General features: G+C 64.6%; 16 protein-coding genes. 3 read left to right on the top strand and 13 right to left on the bottom strand.

Annotated features, from left to right (window positions below):
• Nucleotides 1-13: 13 nt before the first annotated feature.
• Nucleotides 14-3,322, top strand: a complete 3,309-nt coding sequence (locus tag GM676_RS07765; RefSeq protein ID WP_155462950.1) for a DEAD/DEAH box helicase — start codon at nucleotides 14-16, stop codon at nucleotides 3,320-3,322.
• Here the strand turns inward: GM676_RS07765 and panB are convergent.
• Genes panB through GM676_RS07735 form a run of 6 tightly spaced genes read right to left on the bottom strand, consistent with a single transcriptional unit; the run spans nucleotide 3,319 to nucleotide 8,673 of the window.
• Nucleotides 3,319-4,170, bottom strand: coding sequence for a 3-methyl-2-oxobutanoate hydroxymethyltransferase (gene panB / locus GM676_RS07760; RefSeq protein ID WP_155462949.1), 852 nt, complete (start codon nucleotides 4,168-4,170; stop codon nucleotides 3,319-3,321). The two genes, GM676_RS07765 and panB, sit on opposite strands and share 4 nt — an antisense overlap.
• 42 nt (nucleotides 4,171-4,212) lie before the next feature.
• Nucleotides 4,213-4,752, bottom strand: coding sequence for a 2-amino-4-hydroxy-6-hydroxymethyldihydropteridine diphosphokinase (folK, locus tag GM676_RS07755; protein WP_155462948.1), 540 nt, complete (start codon nucleotides 4,750-4,752; stop codon nucleotides 4,213-4,215).
• Nucleotides 4,753-4,776: 24 nt separating this feature from the next.
• On the bottom strand, nucleotides 4,777-6,192 hold the full coding sequence (pcnB, locus tag GM676_RS07750) for a polynucleotide adenylyltransferase PcnB (protein WP_155462947.1): 1,416 nt from the start codon (nucleotides 6,190-6,192) through the stop codon (nucleotides 4,777-4,779).
• Nucleotides 6,185-6,856 carry a histidinol-phosphatase gene (locus GM676_RS07745; RefSeq protein ID WP_155462946.1) on the bottom strand — a complete coding sequence of 224 codons (672 nt, stop codon included), beginning with the start codon at nucleotides 6,854-6,856 and terminating at the stop codon, nucleotides 6,185-6,187. The genes pcnB and GM676_RS07745 overlap by 8 nt, the downstream gene beginning before the upstream one ends.
• On the bottom strand, nucleotides 6,856-7,542 hold the full coding sequence (gene hda, locus GM676_RS07740) for a DnaA regulatory inactivator Hda (protein WP_155462945.1): 687 nt from the start codon (nucleotides 7,540-7,542) through the stop codon (nucleotides 6,856-6,858). The genes GM676_RS07745 and hda overlap by 1 nt, the downstream gene beginning before the upstream one ends.
• Before the next feature lie 45 nt (nucleotides 7,543-7,587).
• Complete coding sequence (locus tag GM676_RS07735; RefSeq protein WP_155462944.1) at nucleotides 7,588-8,673, bottom strand: AI-2E family transporter; 1,086 nt, start codon at nucleotides 8,671-8,673, stop codon at nucleotides 7,588-7,590.
• A gap of 151 nt (nucleotides 8,674-8,824) precedes the next feature.
• Here GM676_RS07735 and purM point away from each other — a divergent pair, with 151 nt between their 5' ends.
• Nucleotides 8,825-9,868, top strand: a complete 1,044-nt coding sequence (purM, locus tag GM676_RS07730) for a phosphoribosylformylglycinamidine cyclo-ligase (protein WP_155462943.1) — start codon at nucleotides 8,825-8,827, stop codon at nucleotides 9,866-9,868.
• 13 nt (nucleotides 9,869-9,881) lie between these two features.
• Here purM and GM676_RS07725 read toward each other — a convergent pair whose 3' ends face one another.
• From GM676_RS07725 to GM676_RS07715, 3 genes are all read right to left on the bottom strand, one after another.
• Nucleotides 9,882-12,188, bottom strand: a complete 2,307-nt coding sequence (locus GM676_RS07725) for a cadherin-like beta sandwich domain-containing protein (protein WP_155462942.1) — start codon at nucleotides 12,186-12,188, stop codon at nucleotides 9,882-9,884.
• 180 nt (nucleotides 12,189-12,368) lie between these two features.
• Nucleotides 12,369-12,641, bottom strand: coding sequence for a hypothetical protein (locus GM676_RS07720; protein WP_155462941.1), 273 nt, complete (start codon nucleotides 12,639-12,641; stop codon nucleotides 12,369-12,371).
• 83 nt (nucleotides 12,642-12,724) lie between these two features.
• Nucleotides 12,725-13,057 (bottom strand): type II toxin-antitoxin system RelE/ParE family toxin, encoded by a 333-nt coding sequence (locus tag GM676_RS07715; RefSeq protein WP_155462939.1) that lies wholly within the window; start codon nucleotides 13,055-13,057, stop codon nucleotides 12,725-12,727.
• 77 nt (nucleotides 13,058-13,134) lie between these two features.
• On the opposite strand from GM676_RS07715, the gene GM676_RS07710 reads away from it, so the two are divergent.
• Entirely contained in the window at nucleotides 13,135-13,431 is a 297-nt protein-coding gene (locus GM676_RS07710; RefSeq protein WP_170304247.1) for a HigA family addiction module antitoxin, read from the top strand.
• Here GM676_RS07710 and GM676_RS07705 read toward each other — a convergent pair.
• Genes GM676_RS07705 through GM676_RS07690 form a run of 4 tightly spaced genes read right to left on the bottom strand, consistent with a single transcriptional unit; the run spans nucleotide 13,428 to nucleotide 20,711 of the window.
• Nucleotides 13,428-14,642, bottom strand: coding sequence for a 6-phosphofructokinase (locus GM676_RS07705; RefSeq protein WP_155462935.1), 1,215 nt, complete (start codon nucleotides 14,640-14,642; stop codon nucleotides 13,428-13,430). The genes GM676_RS07710 and GM676_RS07705 overlap by 4 nt on opposite strands.
• A 47-nt stretch (nucleotides 14,643-14,689) precedes the next feature.
• On the bottom strand, nucleotides 14,690-16,678 hold the full coding sequence (locus GM676_RS07700) for an alpha/beta hydrolase family protein (RefSeq protein WP_229262578.1): 1,989 nt from the start codon (nucleotides 16,676-16,678) through the stop codon (nucleotides 14,690-14,692).
• Nucleotides 16,675-18,699, bottom strand: a complete 2,025-nt coding sequence (locus tag GM676_RS07695) for an alpha/beta hydrolase family protein (protein WP_155462933.1) — start codon at nucleotides 18,697-18,699, stop codon at nucleotides 16,675-16,677. The genes GM676_RS07700 and GM676_RS07695 overlap by 4 nt, the downstream gene beginning before the upstream one ends.
• Nucleotides 18,696-20,711, bottom strand: coding sequence for an alpha/beta hydrolase family protein (locus GM676_RS07690; RefSeq protein ID WP_155462931.1), 2,016 nt, complete (start codon nucleotides 20,709-20,711; stop codon nucleotides 18,696-18,698). Before GM676_RS07690 ends, GM676_RS07695 begins: the two co-directional genes overlap by 4 nt.
• Nucleotides 20,712-20,744: the final 33 nt, after the last annotated feature.

Genomic DNA, 20,744 nt, shown 5'->3' with positions numbered 1-20,744 from the left:
TTCAGAGAGCGTTATGGTTCAAGCCGCGCAGCAACGATTGATTGAGATTCTTGACTATTGGCATAAGGTCGAATTTTTTATCCCTTTTGATCTTGATCAGGTTACGGATGTAGAAGAGGCTTGGAAACTGCGCTGGATCAAACCAGATCAATTGGAGACTGGGCCCTCAAACTACTTCGAGCGGTTTGATATACCGGAAGACCGCAAGATTACTGGCTTCCGGCTGTATATTGGCCTATTCGATGCCGGCGAGATTGCGGCAGCCTGCAAGAAAATTTTCCCTACGGCGGCCAGTGGCGAAGAGGAGGATGAACGCGGTACGGCGGATGGGCGCAGTTGTTTTGCAAGGATCGATCTGAACGTGTACGGTGAACCCAGCTTTGATCCCGTATCGGTATCTACCGTGCCGTGGGCGCTAGGATGCGCATTGGCACGGGGTATCGGCAGCCTTACCTCCGCTGCGTTCGAGGATGCAAAGTTCGACCTGAAAGACTTGCTGGAAGATTTTCGGACGCGGCGCCCTCCGGCCAAGCCAGCCAAGCCTGGTGGCGCTCCGATCGCCCCGTTGACCGGAGTCGAGATCAGTCAACTGCTATCGCTATTCGCGGAATGGGCTGGTTTTGCGCCATCGCCGGAGCAACCGCTGCTATTGGAGCTGCGGACCAGCAAGAAACGGGAAGACGGCAAGCGTGATAACGCCGATGTCGAGCCACATGATGACGACGAAGATGACGGAATCGACATCGATATCCTGAACAGCTTTTATATCGAGGATATCGAACGGGCCATGAGCAGCCTGCGCGCCGGTAGCGTACCCGTGCTGGAATCTTATCTGTCGCCGCTGCCTGCGGATCAGCGCATGGATCTCTACGCCGCCGATGGCCGCTTGGCCTTGCTGGATTGGTTGCATCCGTCGCGCTACAACCATGGACACTGGCTTAGCCAGGCGTCGCACAGTATGAGCCTGATGCAGCAGTTTGCGATCAATGCCGCTTTGGATAAGCTGCGCGATGGCGGCATGTTTGCGGTCAACGGTCCCCCAGGAACGGGGAAGACCACGCTGCTGCGCGAAATCTTTGCCGATAATATTGTCCGCCGCGCCGCAGTGTTGGCCGGCCTGAATACCGCGGCGGATGCGTTTAGCGGCAAGGTCAAGGTCGAGTTCAGGAATGGCAAGAGCACCTGGATGGGGCGGTTGCGGCCAGAGCTGACGGGCTTTGAAATGGTGGTTGCCTCCTCCAACAATGCCGCAGTGGAGAATATCTCGCGCGATCTGCCCAAGCTAAAATCGCTCGGCGAGGATTGGCGGGCGAATAGTTATCTCAAGTCTGTGGCCTATCGCATTGCCGCCGAAGACGAGGATGGCATATTTCACCCGTCACCTGAGAGTGAGCCATGGGGGCTGATTTCCTGCGCGCTGGGCAATAGCGAAAACCGCCGCCGCTTCGTCTCCAAGTTTTATCACAATAACTGGAATGAAGAGGTCGAGCCTGACCCGACATGTCAAAATATCCGCGAGTGGCTGGACAGCTACCAAGGCCCCAGTTTTTCACAGGCAGCGCAACGCTATCGCGAGCTGGCAGCCAAGGTGGAGCACGCGGTCGGTACGTTAGCTGCATATGCCACGTTATGGCGGCAGTACCAAGGTACGGATGCCGAGGCCTTTTGCAAGACTGAATACCTTGCTTTGCAGCTGGCGCACGAACGGCTGGACAACACAACACAAGAACACACGGCGGCACAAGCCATGCTGGCGCAACTGCAGCAACGGCAGGCCGACCTGCGCGAGGAGGAGCGCTTGCTGGGACTGCAGCGTCCAGCCTGGTGGGTACGCTGGTTCCAGCCATCGCGCGCTGCGCGCTATCGCGATGAATGCATGGCCAATGCCGGCGAGCAGCGAGCCTTGTTGAGAGAGGTGGCTGCGGCCAGGGAGGCGCTGGGCAGGTACACTACTTCGCTTAGCCAGCAGACCAGCGATGTCCATGCGGCACGCACTGCGTGGCAAGGGCGTATGGATGCATGGAATAACGGCCAGGAGCAGTTGCGCCGATTGCGGCAGCAATATGCGTTTGACTTGCCCAGCTCTCCGGACGCACTTGAGCAAGACAAGTTTCAAATTGCCGGCTTGTGGCATGACAACGAATTAGCCCAGCTGCGATCAGAGTTGTTCGCCGCCGCCTTAACTTTGCACGAAGCGTGGTTGGCAGAGGTCGGTAAGGGCGGTGGGTTTGGTGGCAACCTGTTTGCGCTTGCTCAACTGCTGACGAACCAGCGTCCGGATGACGACACCTTCATCCCCTTAATCTGGCAAAGCCTGTTCATGGTAGTGCCGGTCGTGTCGACCACCTTTGCCTCGTTGGCGCGGCAGTTCCATGGCATGGGGGCCGACGCTATAGGCTGGCTGTTCATCGACGAGGCGGGGCAGGCCGTGCCACAGGCGGCGGTGGGCGGCCTGTGGCGCGCGCGGCGTGCGATAGTCGTCGGCGACCCGCTGCAGATCGAACCGGTATTCACGGTCCCCCGATCGTTGATAAGGGCGCTGTCGGCGCAATCGGTTCACACCGCTGGTGAAGCATATGCACCGGACAAGGTATCGGTCCAGCGGCTGGCCGATGAAGCCAACCGTTACGGCACGCTGGTGCCGTTACCGGGCGGTGACGGCCTGTGGATCGGTAGCCCGCTGCGGGTACATCGCCGCTGTGCCGATCCCATGTTCTCTATGGCCAACACCATCGCCTATGACGGCAAGATGGTGATTGAAACTGCGCGCCGCGCGCCGCAGGCACTCAAGGTGCCGATGGGGGAAAGCGCGTGGATCGAGCTTGGTGGCCAGGTCGATTTCAAGCAGGTGGTGCCGCAACAAATCGACTTCGTTGGCGAGTTGATTGCCCGGTTATACCGCTTGGGTGATGATACCTTGCCGGAGCTTTTCATCATTTCGCCGTTCAAGGCGGTGCGCCATGCGTTGAGGAGGCGCATCGTGGAAATTCAATGGCCGGGCCAATCACCTGGGCGCAAAACCGTGAAGAAATGGTGTAAAAACCGGATCGGTACGGTGCATACCTTCCAAGGCAAGGAGGCGCCAGCGGTAATTATGGTGCTAGGCGTGGATGCGGACCATGCCGGCTCTGCGACGTGGGCTGCATCCAAGCCGAACTTGCTCAATGTCGCGTTGACGAGAGCACAGCAACATTTCTACATGGTAGGAGCCGCGGATGTGTGGCGTGGTCAGCCGTACTTCGGCGCGGTGTATGCCAAGCTGCCGGTACGCAGCCCGGCGGAGTTCTTGGCGGGTGTGGTCACATCCGCCAGTCTCGCTTAGAAGCAGTGTTCCAGCGCCGGGAAGCTGCCGTCCTTGACGGCGCTGACGTAGGCGGTGAAGGCGGCTTCGATGCTGCTTTGGCCTTCCATGAAGTTTTTCACGAAGCGCGCTTTGCGGCCCGGGAAGACGCCCAGCAGGTCGTGCATCACCAGCACCTGGCCTGAGCAATCCGGACCCGCGCCGATGCCGATGGTTGGAATCGACAGCAGTTCGGTTACTTCCTTGCCCAGGGCCGAAGGAATCGCCTCCAGCACCACGATCGAGGCGCCGGCGGCCTGGATTTTCAGCGCGTCGGCTTTCAGCAGATCGGCGCTTTCGGTGGTTTTGCCTTGTACTTTGTAGCCGCCCAGCTGGTGCACCGATTGCGGCGTCAGGCCGAGGTGGGCGCACACTGGCACGCCGCGGTCGGTCAGGAATTTGATGGTGTCGGCCAGCCATGCGCCGCCTTCGATCTTGACCATGTGCGCGCCGGCCTGCATCGCCAGCACGGCGTTGGCGTACGCGGTTTCCGGCGTGCCGTAGGCGCCGAACGGCAGGTCGGCCACGATCATGGCGTTCTTGGTGCCGCGCGCCACGGAGGCGGTGTGGTAGACGATGTCGGTCATGGTGACCGGCAGCGTGGAGGTGTGGCCTGCGCATACCATGCCCAGCGAGTCGCCGATCAGCAGGATCTCAATGCCGCAGCGGTCCATCAGCGAGGCGAAGCTGGCGTCGTAGCAGGTCAGCATGGTGATCTTTTCGCCGGCGTTGCGCAGCGTGGCCAGGGTGTTGACGGTGACGGCTTTCGATACGACCGCTTTGGCCGGTGCAGGTGCGTTGGCGTCGGCGGGCTTTTGGCTCGCGGCCATTTCGTTTCCTTGCAGATATCCAGTCATGGTAAATCCTTTGTGTTAAAGAGGGCTGATGCCCTGGTCGGCCACGCCGGCCGCATATTGCGACGCCGCGCCGTGGCCGGGGATGTGAATCGATGGCGCCAGCTCCAGCAGCGGCACCAGCACAAACGCGCGCTCGGTCATGCGCGGATGCGGCACGGTCAGCGTGGCGCTGTTGATGGTGGCGTCGCCGTACAGTAGCAGATCCAGGTCGAGCGTGCGCGGCGCGTTGCGGTAGGGCCGTTCGCGGCCGTGCGCCTGTTCGATGGCTTGCAGCGCTTGCAGCAGGGCTTCGGCGTCCAGGGTGGTGGCGATGCGGGCGACGGCGTTGATGTAGTCGTCGCCGCTGGAGTCGATGGGCGCGGTACGGTACAGGCCCGATGCCGCCATCAAGGTGCAGCCGGGCTGGCGTTGCAGGCGTTCCAGCGCGTCCAGCACGTTGGCGCGGGCGTCGCCCAGGTTGGCGCCAATGCCGATGTAGGCGATGGTGAAGGCGAAGGGCGCCTTGTCGTCCTGCGGCGTAGCGGGCGCGAGGCCCGCTGTGATTGCGGTGTTCATGATGCGATGGGCAGGTGGGCGTTGTTAGTCGCCGCCGCCGTCATGCGCCGGCGCCGCGTTGTCCGGGCCGGAACCTTCGTCGCCGCGGCCACCGCCGCTACGATTGCGGCCGCCACGGCGCGGGCCGCGCTTGCGTTTAGCACCACCTGCGCCGCCGCCCGATGGCTGGCTGGCCGACGAAATCAAATCCTCGCGCGATGCTTCGTCGCTTTCGTAGAAGGCGGTCCACCATTCGCCGATCTCGGCGTCGATCTCGCCCGAGGCGCAGCGCAGCAGCAGGAAGTCGTAGCCGGCGCGGAAGCGCTGGTGTTCCAGCAATTTGTGCGGGGCCTTGCCGGTGCGGCGCTCGAAGCGCGGCTGCATGGCCCAGATGTCGCGCATGTCGGAGCCGATCTTGCGCTGCAAGGCCAGTTTCTCGGTCTGCGAATCAAGCACGTCGTCGGCCGCCAGATGCAGCGCCGGGATGGTCTGCTCGCCCGCCGCGCGGTAGGCTTCCCATTTTTCCAGCACCTGATGCCACAGCAGCGAGGCAAACAGGAAACCCGGCGACACGGTCTTGCCGGCGTGGATGCGGGCGTCGGTCGAGTCCAGCGCCAGGGTCACGAACTTGAAGCCCATCGGCTGTTCCAGCACCACGTCCAGCAGCGGCAGCAGGCCGTGATGCAGGCCTTCCTTGCGCAACTGCTGCAAGCAGGCCAGCGCGTGGCCGCTCATCAGGAGCTTGAGCATTTCGTCGAACACGCGCGCGGCCGGCACGTTGTTGATCAGCGGCGCCATGACCTTGATCGGCGCGCCGGTTTCCTGCTCGATGGAGAATTTCAGCTTGGCGGCAAAGCGCACCACGCGCAGCATGCGCACCGGGTCTTCGCGGTAGCGCTCTTCCGGCTTGCCGATGATGCGCAGCGTTTTGGCGCGGATGTCCTCGATGCCGCCGTGGTAGTCCAGCACCTGCTGATTCGCCGGGTTGTAGTACATGGCGTTGATGGTGAAGTCGCGGCGCTCCGCGTCCTCCGCCTGCGAGCCGAAGGTGTTGTCGCGCAGGACGCGGCCATGTTCATCCTTTGGCGCGTTGGCCGAGGTGGTGCCGCGGAAGGTGGTCACTTCCAGCAGGTCGTTGCCGAACATGACGTGCACGATCTGGAAGCGCTTGCCGATGATGAAGGCGCGGCGGAACAGGCGCTTGACCTGCTCCGGCGTGGCGTTGGTGGCGATGTCGAAGTCTTTCGGCTTCACGCCCAGCAGCAGGTCGCGCACCGCGCCGCCCACCACGAAGGCTTCGTAGCCGGCTTCCTGCAAGGCGCTGGTGACGCGGATGGCGTTGTTGGACAGCAGGCGCGGATCGATGCCGTGGGCTTCCGGCCCCAGCACCACTGGCGTGTTTGCGTCGCGGGCCGCTTTACTCTTGGTGCCGAGGATTTTGCGGATCAGTTTCTTAATCATTGAACAGCTCAATTAATGGCCAGCCGTTGGCGGCGGCGTGCGTTTTCAGTTTTTCATTGGGGTTGGTCGCCACCGGATGGCTGACGATGGACATCAGCGGCAAATCGTTGTGCGAATCGCTGTAGAAGTGGACGGTTTCAAAGTCCTCCAGCTTCTTGCCCATTTTTTCCAGCCACGCCTTGGTGTGGACGATCTTGCCCGTGCCCTGGGTCGGCGTGCCAAGCAGCTTGCCGGTCAGGTTGCCCTCGGCGTCCACTTCAGGCATGGCCGCGATCAGGTGCTCCACGCCCAGTGCCTTGGCGATCGGCGCCGTGACGAAGTGGTTGGTGGCGGTGACGATGGCCACCAGATCGCCCGCGTCCAGATGCTTTTGCAGCAGCGCGCGCGCCGCTGGACGCAGCGCCGGCGCGATCACTTCGGCCATGTACTGCGCCTGCATTTGCTCCAGCCGCGCGCGCGGGAAGCCGGCCAGTGTGCCGAGCGCGAACTCCAGGTATTCTACCGGATCGAGGGTGCCGGCCTGGTATTGGGCGAAGAACTCGCGGTTGCGGCGGTCGAATTCGGCCGCATCCACGGCGCCGATGCGCACCAAAAACTGGCCCCATTCGAAGTCGGAGTCGATCGGCAGCAGGGTGTGGTCGAGGTCAAAAAGGGCGAGTTTCATTATTCTTTCGCTTCCGCCTGTAGCCACTCGCGCAGCAGCGGCAGAGTGATGGGGCGTTGGGTTTCAAGGGAATACTGGTCCAGCGAATCGAGGATGGTCGACAGCGACCGCATGTCGCGCTGGAAGTGAGACAGCAAATAGGGTATCACGCCGGCCGACAGCGTCAAGCCGCGCGCCGCCGCCGCCGCCGCCAGGGCGGCGCTCTTTTCCTCGTCGGTCAGGCCGTGGATCTGGTAGATCAGGCCCCAGCCCATGCGCGTGCGCAGGTCTTCGCGCACCGGCAGCACGGCCGGCGCCACGTTGCCGCTGCAAACCATGAAGGCGTGGTTGGCGCGGATTTCGTTGAACAGGGCGAAGGCGTCGATCTGCGCCAGCGGCGACAGCTTTTCGCAATCGTCCAGCAGGTACAGGTCCACGTCGGGCGAATACACGAATTCCGACTCGATCGAGAATGGCGAGATATAGCGCGCGCGCAGCTGTTCCTCCTCGCTGCCGGCGCTGGCCAGCGCCTTGAGCAAGTGCGATTTGCCGACGCCGACCGCGCCCCACAGGTAGGCGAAATGCTCGCGCGAGGTGCGGCTGGCGAACTGCTTCATCAGCGCTGCCGCTTCGGCATTCTGTCCTACCTCGAAGGATGCGAGGCTGTGCGTCGGTTCCGCGCCCAAATCGAGCACCAGCTGTTTCATGGCGTTCGCCCTGTGGTCTTTTGCATAACGTTTTTGTGTTTCACATCATGCATTATAAAAGCTGCTGCTCAGATAGTGGCGGCGCAGGTGCTTAAAGGCCACCATCAGCACCGCCGACGCGGGCAGGGCCAGCAGCACGCCGACAAAGCCGAACAGCTGGCCGAAGGCCAGCAAAGCGAAGATCACGGCCAGCGGATTGAGGCCGATCCGTTCGCCCACCAGGCGCGGGGTCAGGAAGAAGCCCTCCAGCACCTGGCCGAAGCCGTAGATCACGGCCACCGCGATCAGGCCGCTGAAATCGGCAAATTGCAGCACGGCCGAGATCAGCGCCAGCACCAGCCCGAGGCCGAAGCCCAGGTAGGGGATGAACACCAGCAGGCCGGTGATGATGCCGACCGGCAGGGCGACGTCGAAACCGGCGATCGCCAGCGCCACCGAGTAGTAGATGGCCAGCACCACCATCACCAGCAGCTGGCCGCGCAGGTACTGGGCCAGCAGGGTATCGACCTCGTTGGCCATGCCCATGGTGGCGGCGATGTAGCGGCGCGGCACGCAGTTGGCGATGCGCGCCAGCATGGCGTGCCAGTCCAGCAGCAGGTAGAACAGCACCACCGGCACCAGCACCACGGCGGCCAGCCAGCCCAGCACGGCGGTGCCGCCGACGCGGGCGGAATTCAGCACGGCGGCCCAGATGGCGTCGCCGGAGGCGGCCAGCTGTTCCGAGGCCAGCTGCTTGATGCCGGCGCTGTCCAGGCGCACGTTCAGGCCGAGATCGCGCAGCTTCGGCGCCAGCAGGTCGTTGGCCTTGGCCAGGAAGGCCGGGATCTGCGCTTGCAGCAGCGGGATTTCCTTTTGCAGCACCGGCACCACGATCAGCACCAGCGCCGTGATGGCGCTGAAGAACAGCGTCACCACGATCAGCACAGACAGCGCGCGCGGCATGCTCAGGCGGCGGCCCAGGCGGATGCGGTCGAGGCGGTCAACCCCGGGATTGAGGGCGTAGGCGAAGATGGCGGCGGCCAGGAAGGGCGTCAGCACCGGGCCCAGCGTCACCAGCAGGAAGAAGAACGCAGCCCACACCGCCAACCAGAATGCCGTTTGCTTTTGCTCTACCGTGAGGGGAAATGGCATGGAGGATGTATTTGATGGTTAAAAAGGCGGTTGGACGGGGCAATTTTGATAAAATAGCGGATTGACCGGGTTTTATTGCACATTTTCGTGTGATTTTGTCACGAAATCGGTCTTCGCCTTCTATTTTACCGCCTCCGCTGCGAAATACACCATGAGCCAAACTACTAATGTTTCCCTGTCCTACCGTGACGCCGGCGTCGATATCGACGCGGGTGACGCCTTAGTCGAAGCGATCAAGCCTTATGCCAAGCGCACCATGCGCGAGGGCGTGCTGGCCGGCTTGGGCGGTTTCGGTGCGATGTTCGAGATCAGCAAAAAGTACAAGGAGCCGGTGCTGGTGTCCGGCACGGACGGCGTGGGCACCAAGCTGAAACTGGCGTTTGAGCTGAACCGCCACGACACCGTCGGCATCGACCTGGTGGCCATGAGCGTGAACGACATCCTGGTGCAGGGCGCCGAGCCGCTGTTCTTCCTCGACTACTTCGCCTGCGGCAAGCTGGACGTGGCGACCGCGGCCAACGTGATCAAGGGCATCGCCCAGGGTTGCGAACAGGCCGGCTGCGCGCTGATCGGCGGCGAAACCGCCGAGATGCCATCGATGTACCCGGACGGCGAGTACGACCTGGCCGGTTTCGCGGTGGGCGCGGTGGAAAAATCGAAGATCATCGACGGCACCAAAATCGCCCCGGGCGACGTGGTGCTGGGCCTGGCCTCGTCGGGCGTGCACTCGAACGGCTATTCGCTGGTGCGCAAGATCATTGAAGTGTCCAAGCCGGACCTGCAAGGCGACTTCCACGGCCGTCCGCTGGCCGACGTGCTGATGGCGCCGACCCGCATCTACGTCAAGCCGCTGCTGGCGCTGATGGAGAAGCTGGAAGTGAAGGGCATGGTGCACATCACCGGCGGCGGTCTGGTGGAAAACATCCCGCGCGTGCTGCAACCCGGCCTGGTGGCCGAGCTGGACTCGAAAGCGTGGACCCTGCCGCCGCTGTTCCAGTGGCTGCAACAGCACGGCGGCGTGGCCGACGCCGAAATGCACCGCGTGTTCAACTGCGGCATCGGCATGACCGTGATCGTCTCGGCCGAGAATGCGGCGGCGGCCAAGGCCCAGCTGGAAGCGGCCGGCGAAACCGTCTACACCATCGGCAAGATCCGCGCCCGCGTGGGCGGCGAGCACCAGACCATCGTGGTCTGAGTGCCCGCCGGTCTCAGACCGCGATCGAGATGGTCACGTTGGCGACGTAGCCGTCCGCCACGCTGCCGCTCAGCGACGTCATCTCCAGCGAGTAGCCGTCGCTGAACACATTGTCCGAGGCGAAGCTGATGCGGGCGAAGTTGCTGACGCTGGCGCTGTAGCCGCTGGCGTTGTTGTACACGGTGTTGCACACATCGGTGGGGAAAGCCAGTTGCGTGGTCTTGACCTTGTTGCTGGCCGTGGTGGCCTTGGCCACGCTGGGGAAGATCTCCATGTGCATATGCGGCATGCGGCCCGAATAGCAGCCCGGGAAGATGGTCGTGAAGCTGGCCACGCCGTTGGCGTCGGTCTCCTGCACGCCGCGCAGGTAGTTCGAGGTCACGCTCGATTCCGTGTACACCGAATACACGCCTTCGCGCGTGCAATGCCACAGGTAGATCGCATACCCCGCCAGCGGCGCGCAAGCGGCGTTGACGTTTTGCAGCGTGATGTTCACCGTCAGCGGCACCCCGCCCACCTGGGTCGAGCTGCCGATGGTGCTGCGGATGTCCGAACGCACGATGCCTGACAAGGCCAGCACGTTGTAGTTGTGACTGCTGGCGGTCGAGCCGTCGGCCGGATACGGGCCGGCGGTTTCCTCCGGCACCACCGAACATGCGCTGGACGCCGCGCGCGTCACCACCACCGAATACGTCTTGCTGGTGGCGCCATCCTGCGCCGTCACCACCACGCTCAGCGTATTGCTGCCCACGTTCAGCGCCAGCGCGGCCGAGGCGCTGCCGCTGGCCACCGTCGCGCTGTTGATCTTGATGGTGGCGCCGCTGCTGGCGACGGTCGGCGTCAGCGTTACCGTGCCCACGGCGTTCAGCACGCTGGCGGTGTAGCCGGTGGTGGCGGCGGCAAACGCCGGCGACAGGGTGCCCGACGAGATCGTCAGCCCGCTCAGGGTGGCGTCGGCCGAGGCGCTGGCCGCGGCGCGCGTGGCGATCACCGTATAGGTCCGGGTGGTGGCGCCGTCCGCCGCCGTGACCACCACCGTCAGCGTATTGCTCCCCACCGCCAGCGCCACCGCGGCCGACGCCGCGCCGCTGCCGGTGCTGGCGCCATTGACTTTGATGGTGGCGCCGCTGGCGCTGGCGGTCGGCGTCAGCGTCAACGCCGACACGCTGTTGGCCACGGCCGTGGTGTAGCTGGTGGTGGCGGCCGCGAACGTTGGCGACAGGCTGCCGGCCGACAGCGTCAGACCGCTCAGGCTGGCGTCGGTGGAGACGGCCGCCGCGCGCGTCACCGCCACGCTGTAGGTGGTGACGTGGGTGCCGTCTTCGGCGCTGACCACCACCGACAGGGTGTTGCCGCCCACGCTCAGCGCCTGCGCGGCCGAGGCGCTGCCGCTGGCCACGATGGCGTCGCCGACCTTGATGCTGGCGCCGCTGTTGGTCGCCGTCGGCGTCAGCGTCACTGAACTGACGCTGTTGGCCACCGTGGCCGTATAGGCGATGGTGCCGGAGGCGAAAGCCGGCGCCAGGCTGCCGGCCGAGATGGCCAGCGCGCTCAGTGTCGCATCGGCCGACGCGCTGGAGGTCGCCACGCTGCGCACCACCGTCACCGTGTAGGCGCGGGCGGTGACGCCGTCGGCGGCCAGCACCGCGACGCTCAGGGTGTTGTTGCCGACATTGAGCGCCAGCGCGCCGGAGGCGCTGCCGTTGCCCACCGCTGCGCCGTTGACGGTGATGGTGGCGCCGGCGTTGCTGGCGGTCGGCGTCAGCGTCACCGAGGTGATGGCGTTGGCCACGGTGACCGCGTAACTGGTGGTCGACGCGGCGAATGCCGGCGACAGGGTGCCGGTGGACAGGGTCAGCGCACTCAGGCTGGCGTCGGCCGAGACGCCGAGCGCGATCCGCTTGACGGTCAGCGTATAGGTGGTGGAGACACCGCTCCTGGCGGCGACGATGGTGAAGGCGTTGTCGCCCACGTTCAGCGCAAACGCAGCGGAACTGCCGCCGCTGGTGACGCTGACGCCATTGATGGTCAGGGTGGCGCCGCTCTCGGCCAGGGTCGGGCTGAAGCTGATGCTGGTGGTGGCGTAAGCCACGGTCGAGGTGTAGCTGCTGGTGCCGGACGCGAACGCGGGCACCAGCGTGCCGGCCGACAGGCTTAAGCCGCTCAGCACCGGCGCCGTGGTGGTGGCGCTGGCGGCGCTGTCGCCCCCACCGCCGCAGGCGATCAGGGACAGGGCGCTGACAGCGCTCAGCGCGCCCAGCGCGGCGCGGCGGCGCGATGGCAGCGGTAACGAAACCTTGGTATCTTTGGTGGGCAGCATGAGAACCTTTCTGACGTTGGCGCCCGCAATGTCGCGCCGGTAGCGGTAGCGCCATTTTGTTTCGGGAATGTGTCAGACGAGGTTAACAAGTGTAAATGCAGGTAAAGATGCGCCTGGCGAAGGCCAGGCGGGCGAAAGCCAGGCGCGCCCGCGACGCCGGCTTCCAGCCGGCGCGGATGATCAGTCGCGTGGCGGCGGTGGCGGCCGGCCGCCTTCCGGCACGGCGACGATCAGGTCGCGCATTTTCTTGCAGGTGCCTTTGACGGTTTCGCCGCGGCGGCCCTTGAACTCGACCTTGGCGCCCTCGGCCTTGCCCTTGCAGGCGGCGATGGCTTCCGGCGGTGGGCCAGGCGGCTGGCCGTCCGGTGGCGGCGGCGGATTGTTCTGCGCCGACGCGCTCAGCGTGCAAGCGGCCAGCGCCGCGCACAACATCCAGTGCTGAATCAACTTCATGAAAACTCCCGATAACAAAGAACCACCATTATCTTGCACCCGTCTGTTAGCCGCGGTCAAGGCGCTGTAAAGCCCGGTAAATCTTAATGCCGTCGGGCGCCTCCAGGACGATGTAGGTCTTCCAGATCTATGGCGGTGACGATGCCAGTATCTGGATCAGCACAATCGAATGTGACGCGCCAGTTAGCGTTGACCTCAATGCTGTAACGGTGAGCATGTCCGCTCAATTGCTTGACGTTTTTGATGACGCCCAGGCCAGCGCGTATATCATCCAGACTCTGGGCTGAATGCAGATGCAGCAAGATATCGCGCAAGGGTTTGGCCCAAGAGGTAGAAATGCCACGCTTGTCGCTACCGCCGGATTGCCAGAAACGCCGCATGCCTTTATGCATGATATCCGTGCTGTGGAGGCTCATGACATTGTCCTGAATCGTTGACGGGGTGAGTGTTTGCTCCTACGATGAAGCATGACCGCTACCTCGTAGGAGGAACTATGATCACTATGCACCCTGGCGAATATCTGTCTCTGTCCTATGTCGGACCTTATAAACTTAGTGCGGCGGAATTGGCGGAGCGATTGGGATTGTCTGAGCAGATCATTGATGGACTGCTCGCGGAAGAGGTCGAGCTGACGGCGGAGATGGCGGTGCGGTTTGAGCTGGCTCTTGGCCGTTCAGCCGAATCCTGGCTGGCTTTGCAGACCGCTCATAGTTTGAAGCAGGCAAGAAAAAAGGTCGATCCCGCGACGGTTCGACCTTTTGTGTTTCCAGCCCGCGAGAACGCGGCCTAGCGCTTGAGGATTTTCGCCACCGGCGCCGGGCGCAGGCGGAAGGCGTCGGGCAGGCCGGAGCCGAGCAGGGGACGTAAATACATGCGGAAGGCGTCGGTCACGTCGGTGCCGCTGGCGGCGATGAATTCGTCCTCCATCACGCGCGTCTTGCCGGCCACGGCGCTGAGCGGCAGCAGTTCGTAGTCGACCGAGTAGAAGCCGGTGCGCTGGATGGCGACCGAGCCGTCGCGCCCGCCCCACATGGCGAACTGCACCGCCTTCTCGCCCACCTCGCGCGCTTCGCGCTGGTCCACGTCCGACACGCAGCCGATGAAGGAGCGCTGCAAGTAGCCGAAGGTATCGCCGCGCACGCGCTTGATGCCGAGCCTGGCCTTGATTTCGTCGCACAGCAGATCGGCCAGCGCGCCGGTGCCGGACAGCTGCACATTGCCGTGGGCGTCGCGCTCCACTTCCTTGGCCAGCAGTGTGGCGATGGCTTCGCCGCTGGCGTCGTGGATGCCTTCGGACACGGCGATCACGCAGCGGCCGTAGCGTTCATACACCGCTTTCACGTCCGCCAGGAACTGCTCCAGCGAGAACACGCGCTCGGGCAGGTAGATCAGGTGCGGGCCGTCGTCCGGGAATTTCTTGCCCAGCGCGGCGGCGGCGGTCAGGAAGCCGGCGTGGCGGCCCATCACCACGCCCACGTACACACCCGGCAGCGAGGCGTTGTCCAGGTTGGCGCCGGCAAAGGCCTGCGCCACGAAGCGCGCCGCCGACGGGAAGCCCGGCGTGTGGTCGTTGCCGACCAGGTCGTTGTCGATGGTCTTGGGAATGTGCATGCAGCGCAGCGCGTAGTTGGCCGCCTGCGCCTGTTCGCTGACGATGCGCACGGTGTCCGATGAATCGTTGCCGCCGATGTAGTAGAACTGCTCAATGTCGTGCGCTTGCAGGACTTTGAAGATCTCCTTGCAATACGCCTCGTCCGGCTTGTCGCGGGTGGAGCCGAGCGCGGAGGAGGGCGTGGCCGCCACCAGTTCCAGATTCTGGCTGGTCTCGCGGGTGAGGTCGACCAGGTCCTCGTTGACGATGCCGCGCACGCCGTGCAGCGCGCCGTACACCCGCGTGACGTCGCGGAAGCGGCGCGCCTCCAGCACCACGCCCGCCAGCGACTGGTTGATGACGGCGGTCGGCCCGCCTCCCTGTGCCACCAAAATTTTTCCCGACGACATGCCCGCTCCTCCTCAGGTGAAGTGATCCGTCAACTATAGCGCGAACTTCAGGGCTTGCCGATATTCTTGTCGAGGAAGCGTTCCACCCGGCCCCAGAAGTCGATGCGGTTTTTCGGCAAGTGCCAGCCGTGGCCTTCCTCGCTGTACTCGACCCATTCGACATGCCGGTTGCCGGCCTGGGTGACGGCGTCGCGGAACTTGAGACCGTGGTTGAGCGGCACGCGCCGGTCGGCGCCGCCGTAGGCCATCAGCAGCGGTTGCTTGAGGCGGGCCGCCTGCGCCAGCGGCGAGGTGGCTTGCAACTGCGCCGCGTCCTTGACCTGGTCGCCGATCAGGTGCGGCATGCCGTACTGCTTCCAGTCGCTCGACAGGTCGGAGTTGTAGAACCAGCCGCCGTCGTACATCAGGTTGATGTCGGTGACGCCTACCCATTCGACGCCGCATTTGTACAACTCCGGGTCCTTGATCAGCCCCATCAGCGTAGCGTAGCCGCCATAGCTGGCGCCGGCGATGCAGACGCGATTGGCGTCGGCATAACCCTGCGCCACCGCCCAGCGGGTGCCGTCGGCGATGTCGTCCTGCATGGCCAGGCCCCATTGCTTCCAGCCGGCCTTGAAGTGCTGGGCGCCATAGCCGGTGCTGCCGCGGAATTCCGGCTCCAGCACGGCATAGCCGCGGGTGGCGAGGAATTCCGCCTCGGCGTCCCAGTGCCAGCTGCCGCCGCGCACCCACGGACCGCCGTGCACCAGCACCACCATCGGCAGGTTTTTCTGCGCGCCGCCCGGCGGCAAGGTCAGCCACGCGGGGATTTGCATGCCGTCGCGCGCCTTGTAATAGACCAGCTCGCGCGGGCCCATGTCGGCGCTCTTGATCTGCGGCGCCGTGCGGCCCACGTCGCTCAGGCGCTTGCTCTCGGTGTTGTACACCAGGACGCGGCGCGGCTGCTTGTCGGAGTAGGATTCCACCAGCACCCAGGCGCTCTCCGGCCGGGTTGGCGGGGTGATCAGGTTGACGGTGCCGGGCAGGCGCTGGTCGACTTGCGCTTGCAGTTCCTTCATGGCCGGATCGAACCACGCCGTGCCTTCGGCGTCGCCATGGACGCGCACGCCCAGCAGGCGCTGCTTGCTGACGATGAGATGGCCGCGGAAATCAAAGCCGTCCAGCTCCACCATGTGCTGGGCCGGCAGGCGGTTGTTCTTCAGGTCGTAGCGGTACAGGGCGCTCTTGTCGCGCTTGTCGCTGCTGACCACGTACAGCGCGCCGTCCGGATCGAAGGCCAGCGGACGGAAGGTGCCGCCTTCGCCGGTGTAGCCATCGAAGGTCAGCAGGGTGCGCCATTCCTTGGTGGCCGGGTCGAGGTAGCGCAAGCTGGCCTGGTTCTTGTCCAGCGTTTGCAGCAGGCGCGGTTCGCCGTGCTGGTCCAGCACCCAGCCGCGCGCGGTGCCGGGATGCGCGACCGGCTCGGCCTTGCCGGTGCGCGTGTTCAGGCGCAGCAAGTCTTCCGACTCGACCGAGCCGCTGTTGCTGAAGCCGGCGTCGATCACGTAGACGTAGTCGCTGTCCTGGGCGCCGGCCTGGTCCAGCATATAGGTGTGCCAGGGCAGCTTCTCGCGGTTGTCGTCGCTGCTGCGGATGAACTCGTTGCGGCGCAGCGCCAGTTGGCGGAAGTGCTTGCCGTCGCGGTCCACCACGTACAGGCCGGGCGCATAGCGCTGATCGCGCTGGCCGCTGGCCTTGTCCACGGTGCTGAACATCAGGCGTTCGTTGTTGACCCATTGCGCGCGGCCGATGTCGGTGTCGGAAAATTGCGCCACCATGGTGGCTTTCAGCGTGTCCAGCTCGACCACGGCCAGGCCGTCGCGCCGGTCATCGGCGCCGATGAAGGCGGCCAGGTAGCGGCCGTCCGGCGACAGCATGGCGCCATTGAAGGCGGAGTTGCCGAAGAAGGCGGCGATCGGCGGCGGCGCGGCATGGGCGTGGGCGGCGGCGGCCAGCAGCAGCGCCACCAGCAGTTGGCGGGGGGCGGTCAGATTCAAGGTGCGGCTCCAATTTGTTTGTCGAGGAATTTTTCAACGCGGTTCCAGAAATCGATGCGATTCTGCGGCAAGCGCCAGCCGTGGCCTTCTTTTTCGTACACGATCCACTCTACATTGGGGTTGACCGCCTTGACGGCGGCGAGGAATTTTTCGCCGTGATACAGCGGCACGCGATGATCGTCGCCACCGTAGGCCAGCAGCAGCGGCTGTTTGATGCGGGCCGCCTGCGCCAGCGGCGAGGTGGCCTCCAGTTGCGCGGCGTCTTTTTGCAGGTCGCCGACCATCACCGGCATGCCCAGGGTTTTCCAGCGGTCGCTGAGGTCGGAGGTGGCGCTCCACGCGCCGGTGTACATCAGCTTGATGTCGGTGACGCCGGCCCATTCCACGCCGCACTTGTACAGTGCGGGATCGTTCACCAGGCCCATCAGCGTGGCATAGCCGCCGTAGCTGGCGCCGGCGATGCACACGCGCTGGCCGTCGGCCAGGCCTTGCGCCACCGCCCAGCGGGTGCCGTCGGCGATATCGTCCTGCATCTTGAGGCCCCATTGCTTCCAGCCGGAATGGAAGTGGCGCCAGCCGTAGCCGGTGGTGCCGCGGTAGGCCGGCTCCATCACCATGTAGCCGCGCGAGGCGAGGAACTGGGCCTCGGCGTTCCAGCCCCAGTCGCTGCCGTGCACGTACGGGCCGCCATGCACCAGCACCACCAGCGGCAGGTTTTTTCTGGTGGCGCCGTGCGGGTAGGTGACCAGCGCCGGAATGCTGAGGCCGTCGCGCGCCTGGTAGCGCACCAGTTGCTGCCGCCCCATCTGTTCGGGACGGATGGCGTCGCGGCTGCCGCCGACCTTGATCAACTTGCCGGTCTCGGTGTTGTACACCACGTAAATGCGCGGCGGCACGTCGGAATAGCTTTCCACCAGCACCCACGGCGTTTCCGGCCGGCGTGGCAGGGTGATGAGATTGACCAGTCCCGGCAGTAACTGATCGATCGTGGCCTGCAAGGTCTTGCCGTTGGCGTCCAGCCAGGCCACGCCGCGCACGTCGGCGCGGTAGCGCACGCCGACCAGCTGGTTGTCTCGCACCACCAGGGTTTCCTCATCGGCGTCGGCGAAGTCGGGCAGGAAGTCGTAGTCCGCCATCTCCACCAGCGCGTCGGCCACGGTTTGCCGCTTGGCCACGTCATAGCGGTACAGGGCATTCTTGTCGCTGTCGCGGCGGGCCGCCACGTACAGCGCGCCGTCCGGGCCGAAGCCGACCGGGTCGAAGGTGCTGGTGCCATAGGCCTCGCTCTCCAGCAGCTTGTTCCACTGCTCGCCCTCGCGCAGATAGACCACGTGTTGCTTGCCGAGGTCGTTGATGGCCAGGCGCGGCTCGCCCTGCCGGTCCAGCAGCCAGCTGCTGACCTGGCCGGGACCGCTGAGCGGCACGGCGCGGCCGGTGACGGTGTTCAGGCGCAGCAGTACATGGTGGGTGAATTCGGTGTGGCTGCTGTTGATCTGATGCCTGACGGCGTACACCTCGTCGCTGTCCTGCCGGCCCGGCTGGCCCAGCAGGGAGTGGTTCCAGTCCAGCATGCGGTCCTTCATCAGGCTGCCGACGGCGCCGCTGTCGCCCTGCTCGTAGCTGGTCTTGCTCAGCTGGCGGTAATTGCTGCCGTCGCGGTTGACGGCGAAGATGCCGGCCGGATGGGCGTCGTCGCTGTAGGTCTGGCGGTAATCGGTGCCCTGGAACACCAGGCGGTTGTCGTTGACCCAGTCGAAGTAGGCGACGTCGGCGTCCCCAAACATGGCGGCCACCTTCACGCTCATGTCGCTGAGGTCGATCACCGACAAGCGCGTGCGCTCGCCCGGCTTGGACACCCGCGCCGCCAGGTAGCGGCCGTTGGGCGAGAGCTTGGGACTGGCGAAATGGCCGTTGGCAAAGAAGGCGCTGGCCGGCGGCGGCGTGGCCGCGTGCACGGGGGCCAGCGGCCACAGGCTGACGGCCACCAGCGCACCGGCCGCCAGGACGCGGGCGGTGTTCATGGCGCGGCGGTTCCGATATTTTTGTCGAGGAATTTCTCCACCTTGCCCCACCAGTCGATGCGGTTCTTCGGCAGTTTCCAGCCGTGGCCTTCCTCGTCGTATTCGATCCATTCGACGTTCGGGTTGGTCTGCTTGACGGCCTTGTAGAACTTGGTGCCGTGCGGCAGCGGCACGCGCATGTCGGCGGTGCCGTAGGCCATCAGCAGCGGCTGCTTGATGCGTGCCGCCTGCACCAGCGGCGAGGTGGCTTGCAGCTGTTCCGCATCCTTGACCTGGTCGCCCACCAGCTGCGGCATGCCGTACTGCTTGTAGGCTTCCGGCAGGTCGGAGGTGAAGTTCCAGCTGCCGTCGTACATCAGGTTGATGTCGGTGACGCCGGCCCATTCCACGCCGCACTTGTAGAGATCGGGATCGTTGACCAGGCCCATCAGGGTGGCGTAGCCGCCGTAGCTGGCGCCGGCGATGCACACGCGCTTGCTGTCGGCATAGCCTTGCTCGATGGCCCAGCGGGTGCCGTCGGCGATATCGTCCTGCATCTTGAGGCCCCACTGCTTCCAGCCGGCTACAAAGTGACGCGTGCCGAAGCCGGTGCTGCCGCGGTATTCCGGTTGCAGCACGGCGTAGCCGCGCGAGGCCAGGAATTGCGCGTCCGGCATCCAGTCCCATTCGTTGCCGCGCACATAGGGGCCGCCATGCACCAGCACCACCATCGGCAGGTTCTTGCCGCTGCCTTGCGGCACCGTCAGCCAGGCCGGGATGGAGAGGCCGTCGCGCGCCTTGTAGTGGACCAGGGTGGTGCGCGCCATCTGGTTGGGATTGATGGCCGGATGGGAGGAACCCACCAGCGTCAGCTTCTGCGTCTGGCTGTTGTACAGCATGATGCGCCGGGGCCAGATGTCGGCGTAGGCGGTCACCAGCACCCACGGCGATTCCGCCCGCTTCGGCAGGGTGATCAGGTTGACGGTGTTGGGCAGCATGTCGTCGATTTTCTGCTGCATGGCCTTCATGTCGGCGTCCAGCCAGGTGGTGCCCATGGCGTCGGTCAGGTGGCGCACGCCCAGCAGCTTGCCCTTGCCCATGATGAGCTCGCCGTGGAAGTCATAGCCGTCCAGCTTGACCAGCGGCTGGTCCGACAGCTTATTGGTGTTGACGTCGTAGGTGTAGACCGCCGCCACGTCGCTTTTGTGCCAGGACACCACGTACAGCGTGCCGTCCGGGCCGAAGGCCAGCGGGCGGAAATTGGCGCCCCTGCCGGTGTAGCGTTCGTAGTCGCCCAGCTTGCGCCAGGCCTTGGTGGCCGGGTCGCGGTAATACATGCTGGCCGTGCCCTTGTCGGAAGTGACCGTCAGGCGCGGCTCGCCGTTGTAGTCGAGCAGCCAGTAGTAGCTATTGCCCGGACGGTCGGCGACGGCGGCGATGCGGCCGTTGGCGGTGTTCAGGCGCACCAGGTCGACGTGGTTGAGCTGGCCGGGACCGCTGAGGTCGCGGTCCAGCACGTACAGGAACTCGGAATCCTGGGCGCCATCCTGATTCATCAGGTAGGTGTGCCAGGGCAGCAGTTCGCGCTGGCCGAGGGTGCTGCCGCTGGTGATGAAGGGTTTGCCGTTGCGCATGGCCAATTGGCGGAAGCCGGTGCCGTCGCGGTTGATGGCGTACAGGCCGGGCGCATAGCGCATATCGCCCTGGGCCAGGTCCTTGTCGGTGGCGGTGAACACCAGCCGGTTGTCGTTGACCCAGGCATAGCGGCCGATGTCGGCGTCGGAGAAGTTGCCCACCACCTTGACCGCGTTGGTGTCGAGCTCCACCACGCCCAACATGTCGCGCTTGGTCTTGCTGCCCAGCCGCACGGCCAAGTATTTGCCGCTGGGGGACAGCACGGCGTCGCTGAAATCCGGGTTGTTGAAGAAATCTTCGATGGCGGGCAGGGGTTTGCCGGCCTCGGCCGCGAGGAGCGGGCCGCAGAGGAACGCGCCGGCCAATGCCGTGGCGCGCAAAAGATGGTGTAAGCGCATATGCCTGGTTGCGAAATCGGTAACTAGTGCACA

The organism is Duganella radicis (assembly GCF_009720825.1).
In the GTDB taxonomy this organism is placed as follows: Bacteria; Pseudomonadota; Gammaproteobacteria; order Burkholderiales; family Burkholderiaceae_D; genus Rugamonas; species Rugamonas radicis.
The sequence above is the reverse complement of the archived record's forward strand: the minus strand, read 5'-3'. Positions and strand labels throughout refer to the sequence as shown.

Bases quoted from the DNA above. Each gene is read 5' to 3' on its own strand.
- GM676_RS07765 (WP_155462950.1), top strand. From the start codon at position 14: ATGGTTCAAGCCGCGCAGCAACGATTGATTGAGATTCTTGACTATTGG.
- panB (WP_155462949.1), bottom strand. From the start codon at position 4,170: ATGGCCGCGAGCCAAAAGCCCGCCGACGCCAACGCACCTGCACCGGCC.
- folK (WP_155462948.1), bottom strand. From the start codon at position 4,752: ATGAACACCGCAATCACAGCGGGCCTCGCGCCCGCTACGCCGCAGGAC.
- pcnB (WP_155462947.1), bottom strand. From the start codon at position 6,192: ATGATTAAGAAACTGATCCGCAAAATCCTCGGCACCAAGAGTAAAGCG.
- GM676_RS07745 (WP_155462946.1), bottom strand. From the start codon at position 6,856: ATGAAACTCGCCCTTTTTGACCTCGACCACACCCTGCTGCCGATCGAC.
- hda (WP_155462945.1), bottom strand. From the start codon at position 7,542: ATGAAACAGCTGGTGCTCGATTTGGGCGCGGAACCGACGCACAGCCTC.
- GM676_RS07735 (WP_155462944.1), bottom strand. From the start codon at position 8,673: ATGCCATTTCCCCTCACGGTAGAGCAAAAGCAAACGGCATTCTGGTTG.
- purM (WP_155462943.1), top strand. From the start codon at position 8,825: ATGAGCCAAACTACTAATGTTTCCCTGTCCTACCGTGACGCCGGCGTC.
- GM676_RS07725 (WP_155462942.1), bottom strand. From the start codon at position 12,188: ATGCTGCCCACCAAAGATACCAAGGTTTCGTTACCGCTGCCATCGCGC.
- GM676_RS07720 (WP_155462941.1), bottom strand. From the start codon at position 12,641: ATGAAGTTGATTCAGCACTGGATGTTGTGCGCGGCGCTGGCCGCTTGC.
- GM676_RS07715 (WP_155462939.1), bottom strand. From the start codon at position 13,057: ATGAGCCTCCACAGCACGGATATCATGCATAAAGGCATGCGGCGTTTC.
- GM676_RS07710 (WP_170304247.1), top strand. From the start codon at position 13,135: ATGATCACTATGCACCCTGGCGAATATCTGTCTCTGTCCTATGTCGGA.
- GM676_RS07705 (WP_155462935.1), bottom strand. From the start codon at position 14,642: ATGTCGTCGGGAAAAATTTTGGTGGCACAGGGAGGCGGGCCGACCGCC.
- GM676_RS07695 (WP_155462933.1), bottom strand. From the start codon at position 18,699: ATGAACACCGCCCGCGTCCTGGCGGCCGGTGCGCTGGTGGCCGTCAGC.
- GM676_RS07690 (WP_155462931.1), bottom strand. From the start codon at position 20,711: ATGCGCTTACACCATCTTTTGCGCGCCACGGCATTGGCCGGCGCGTTC.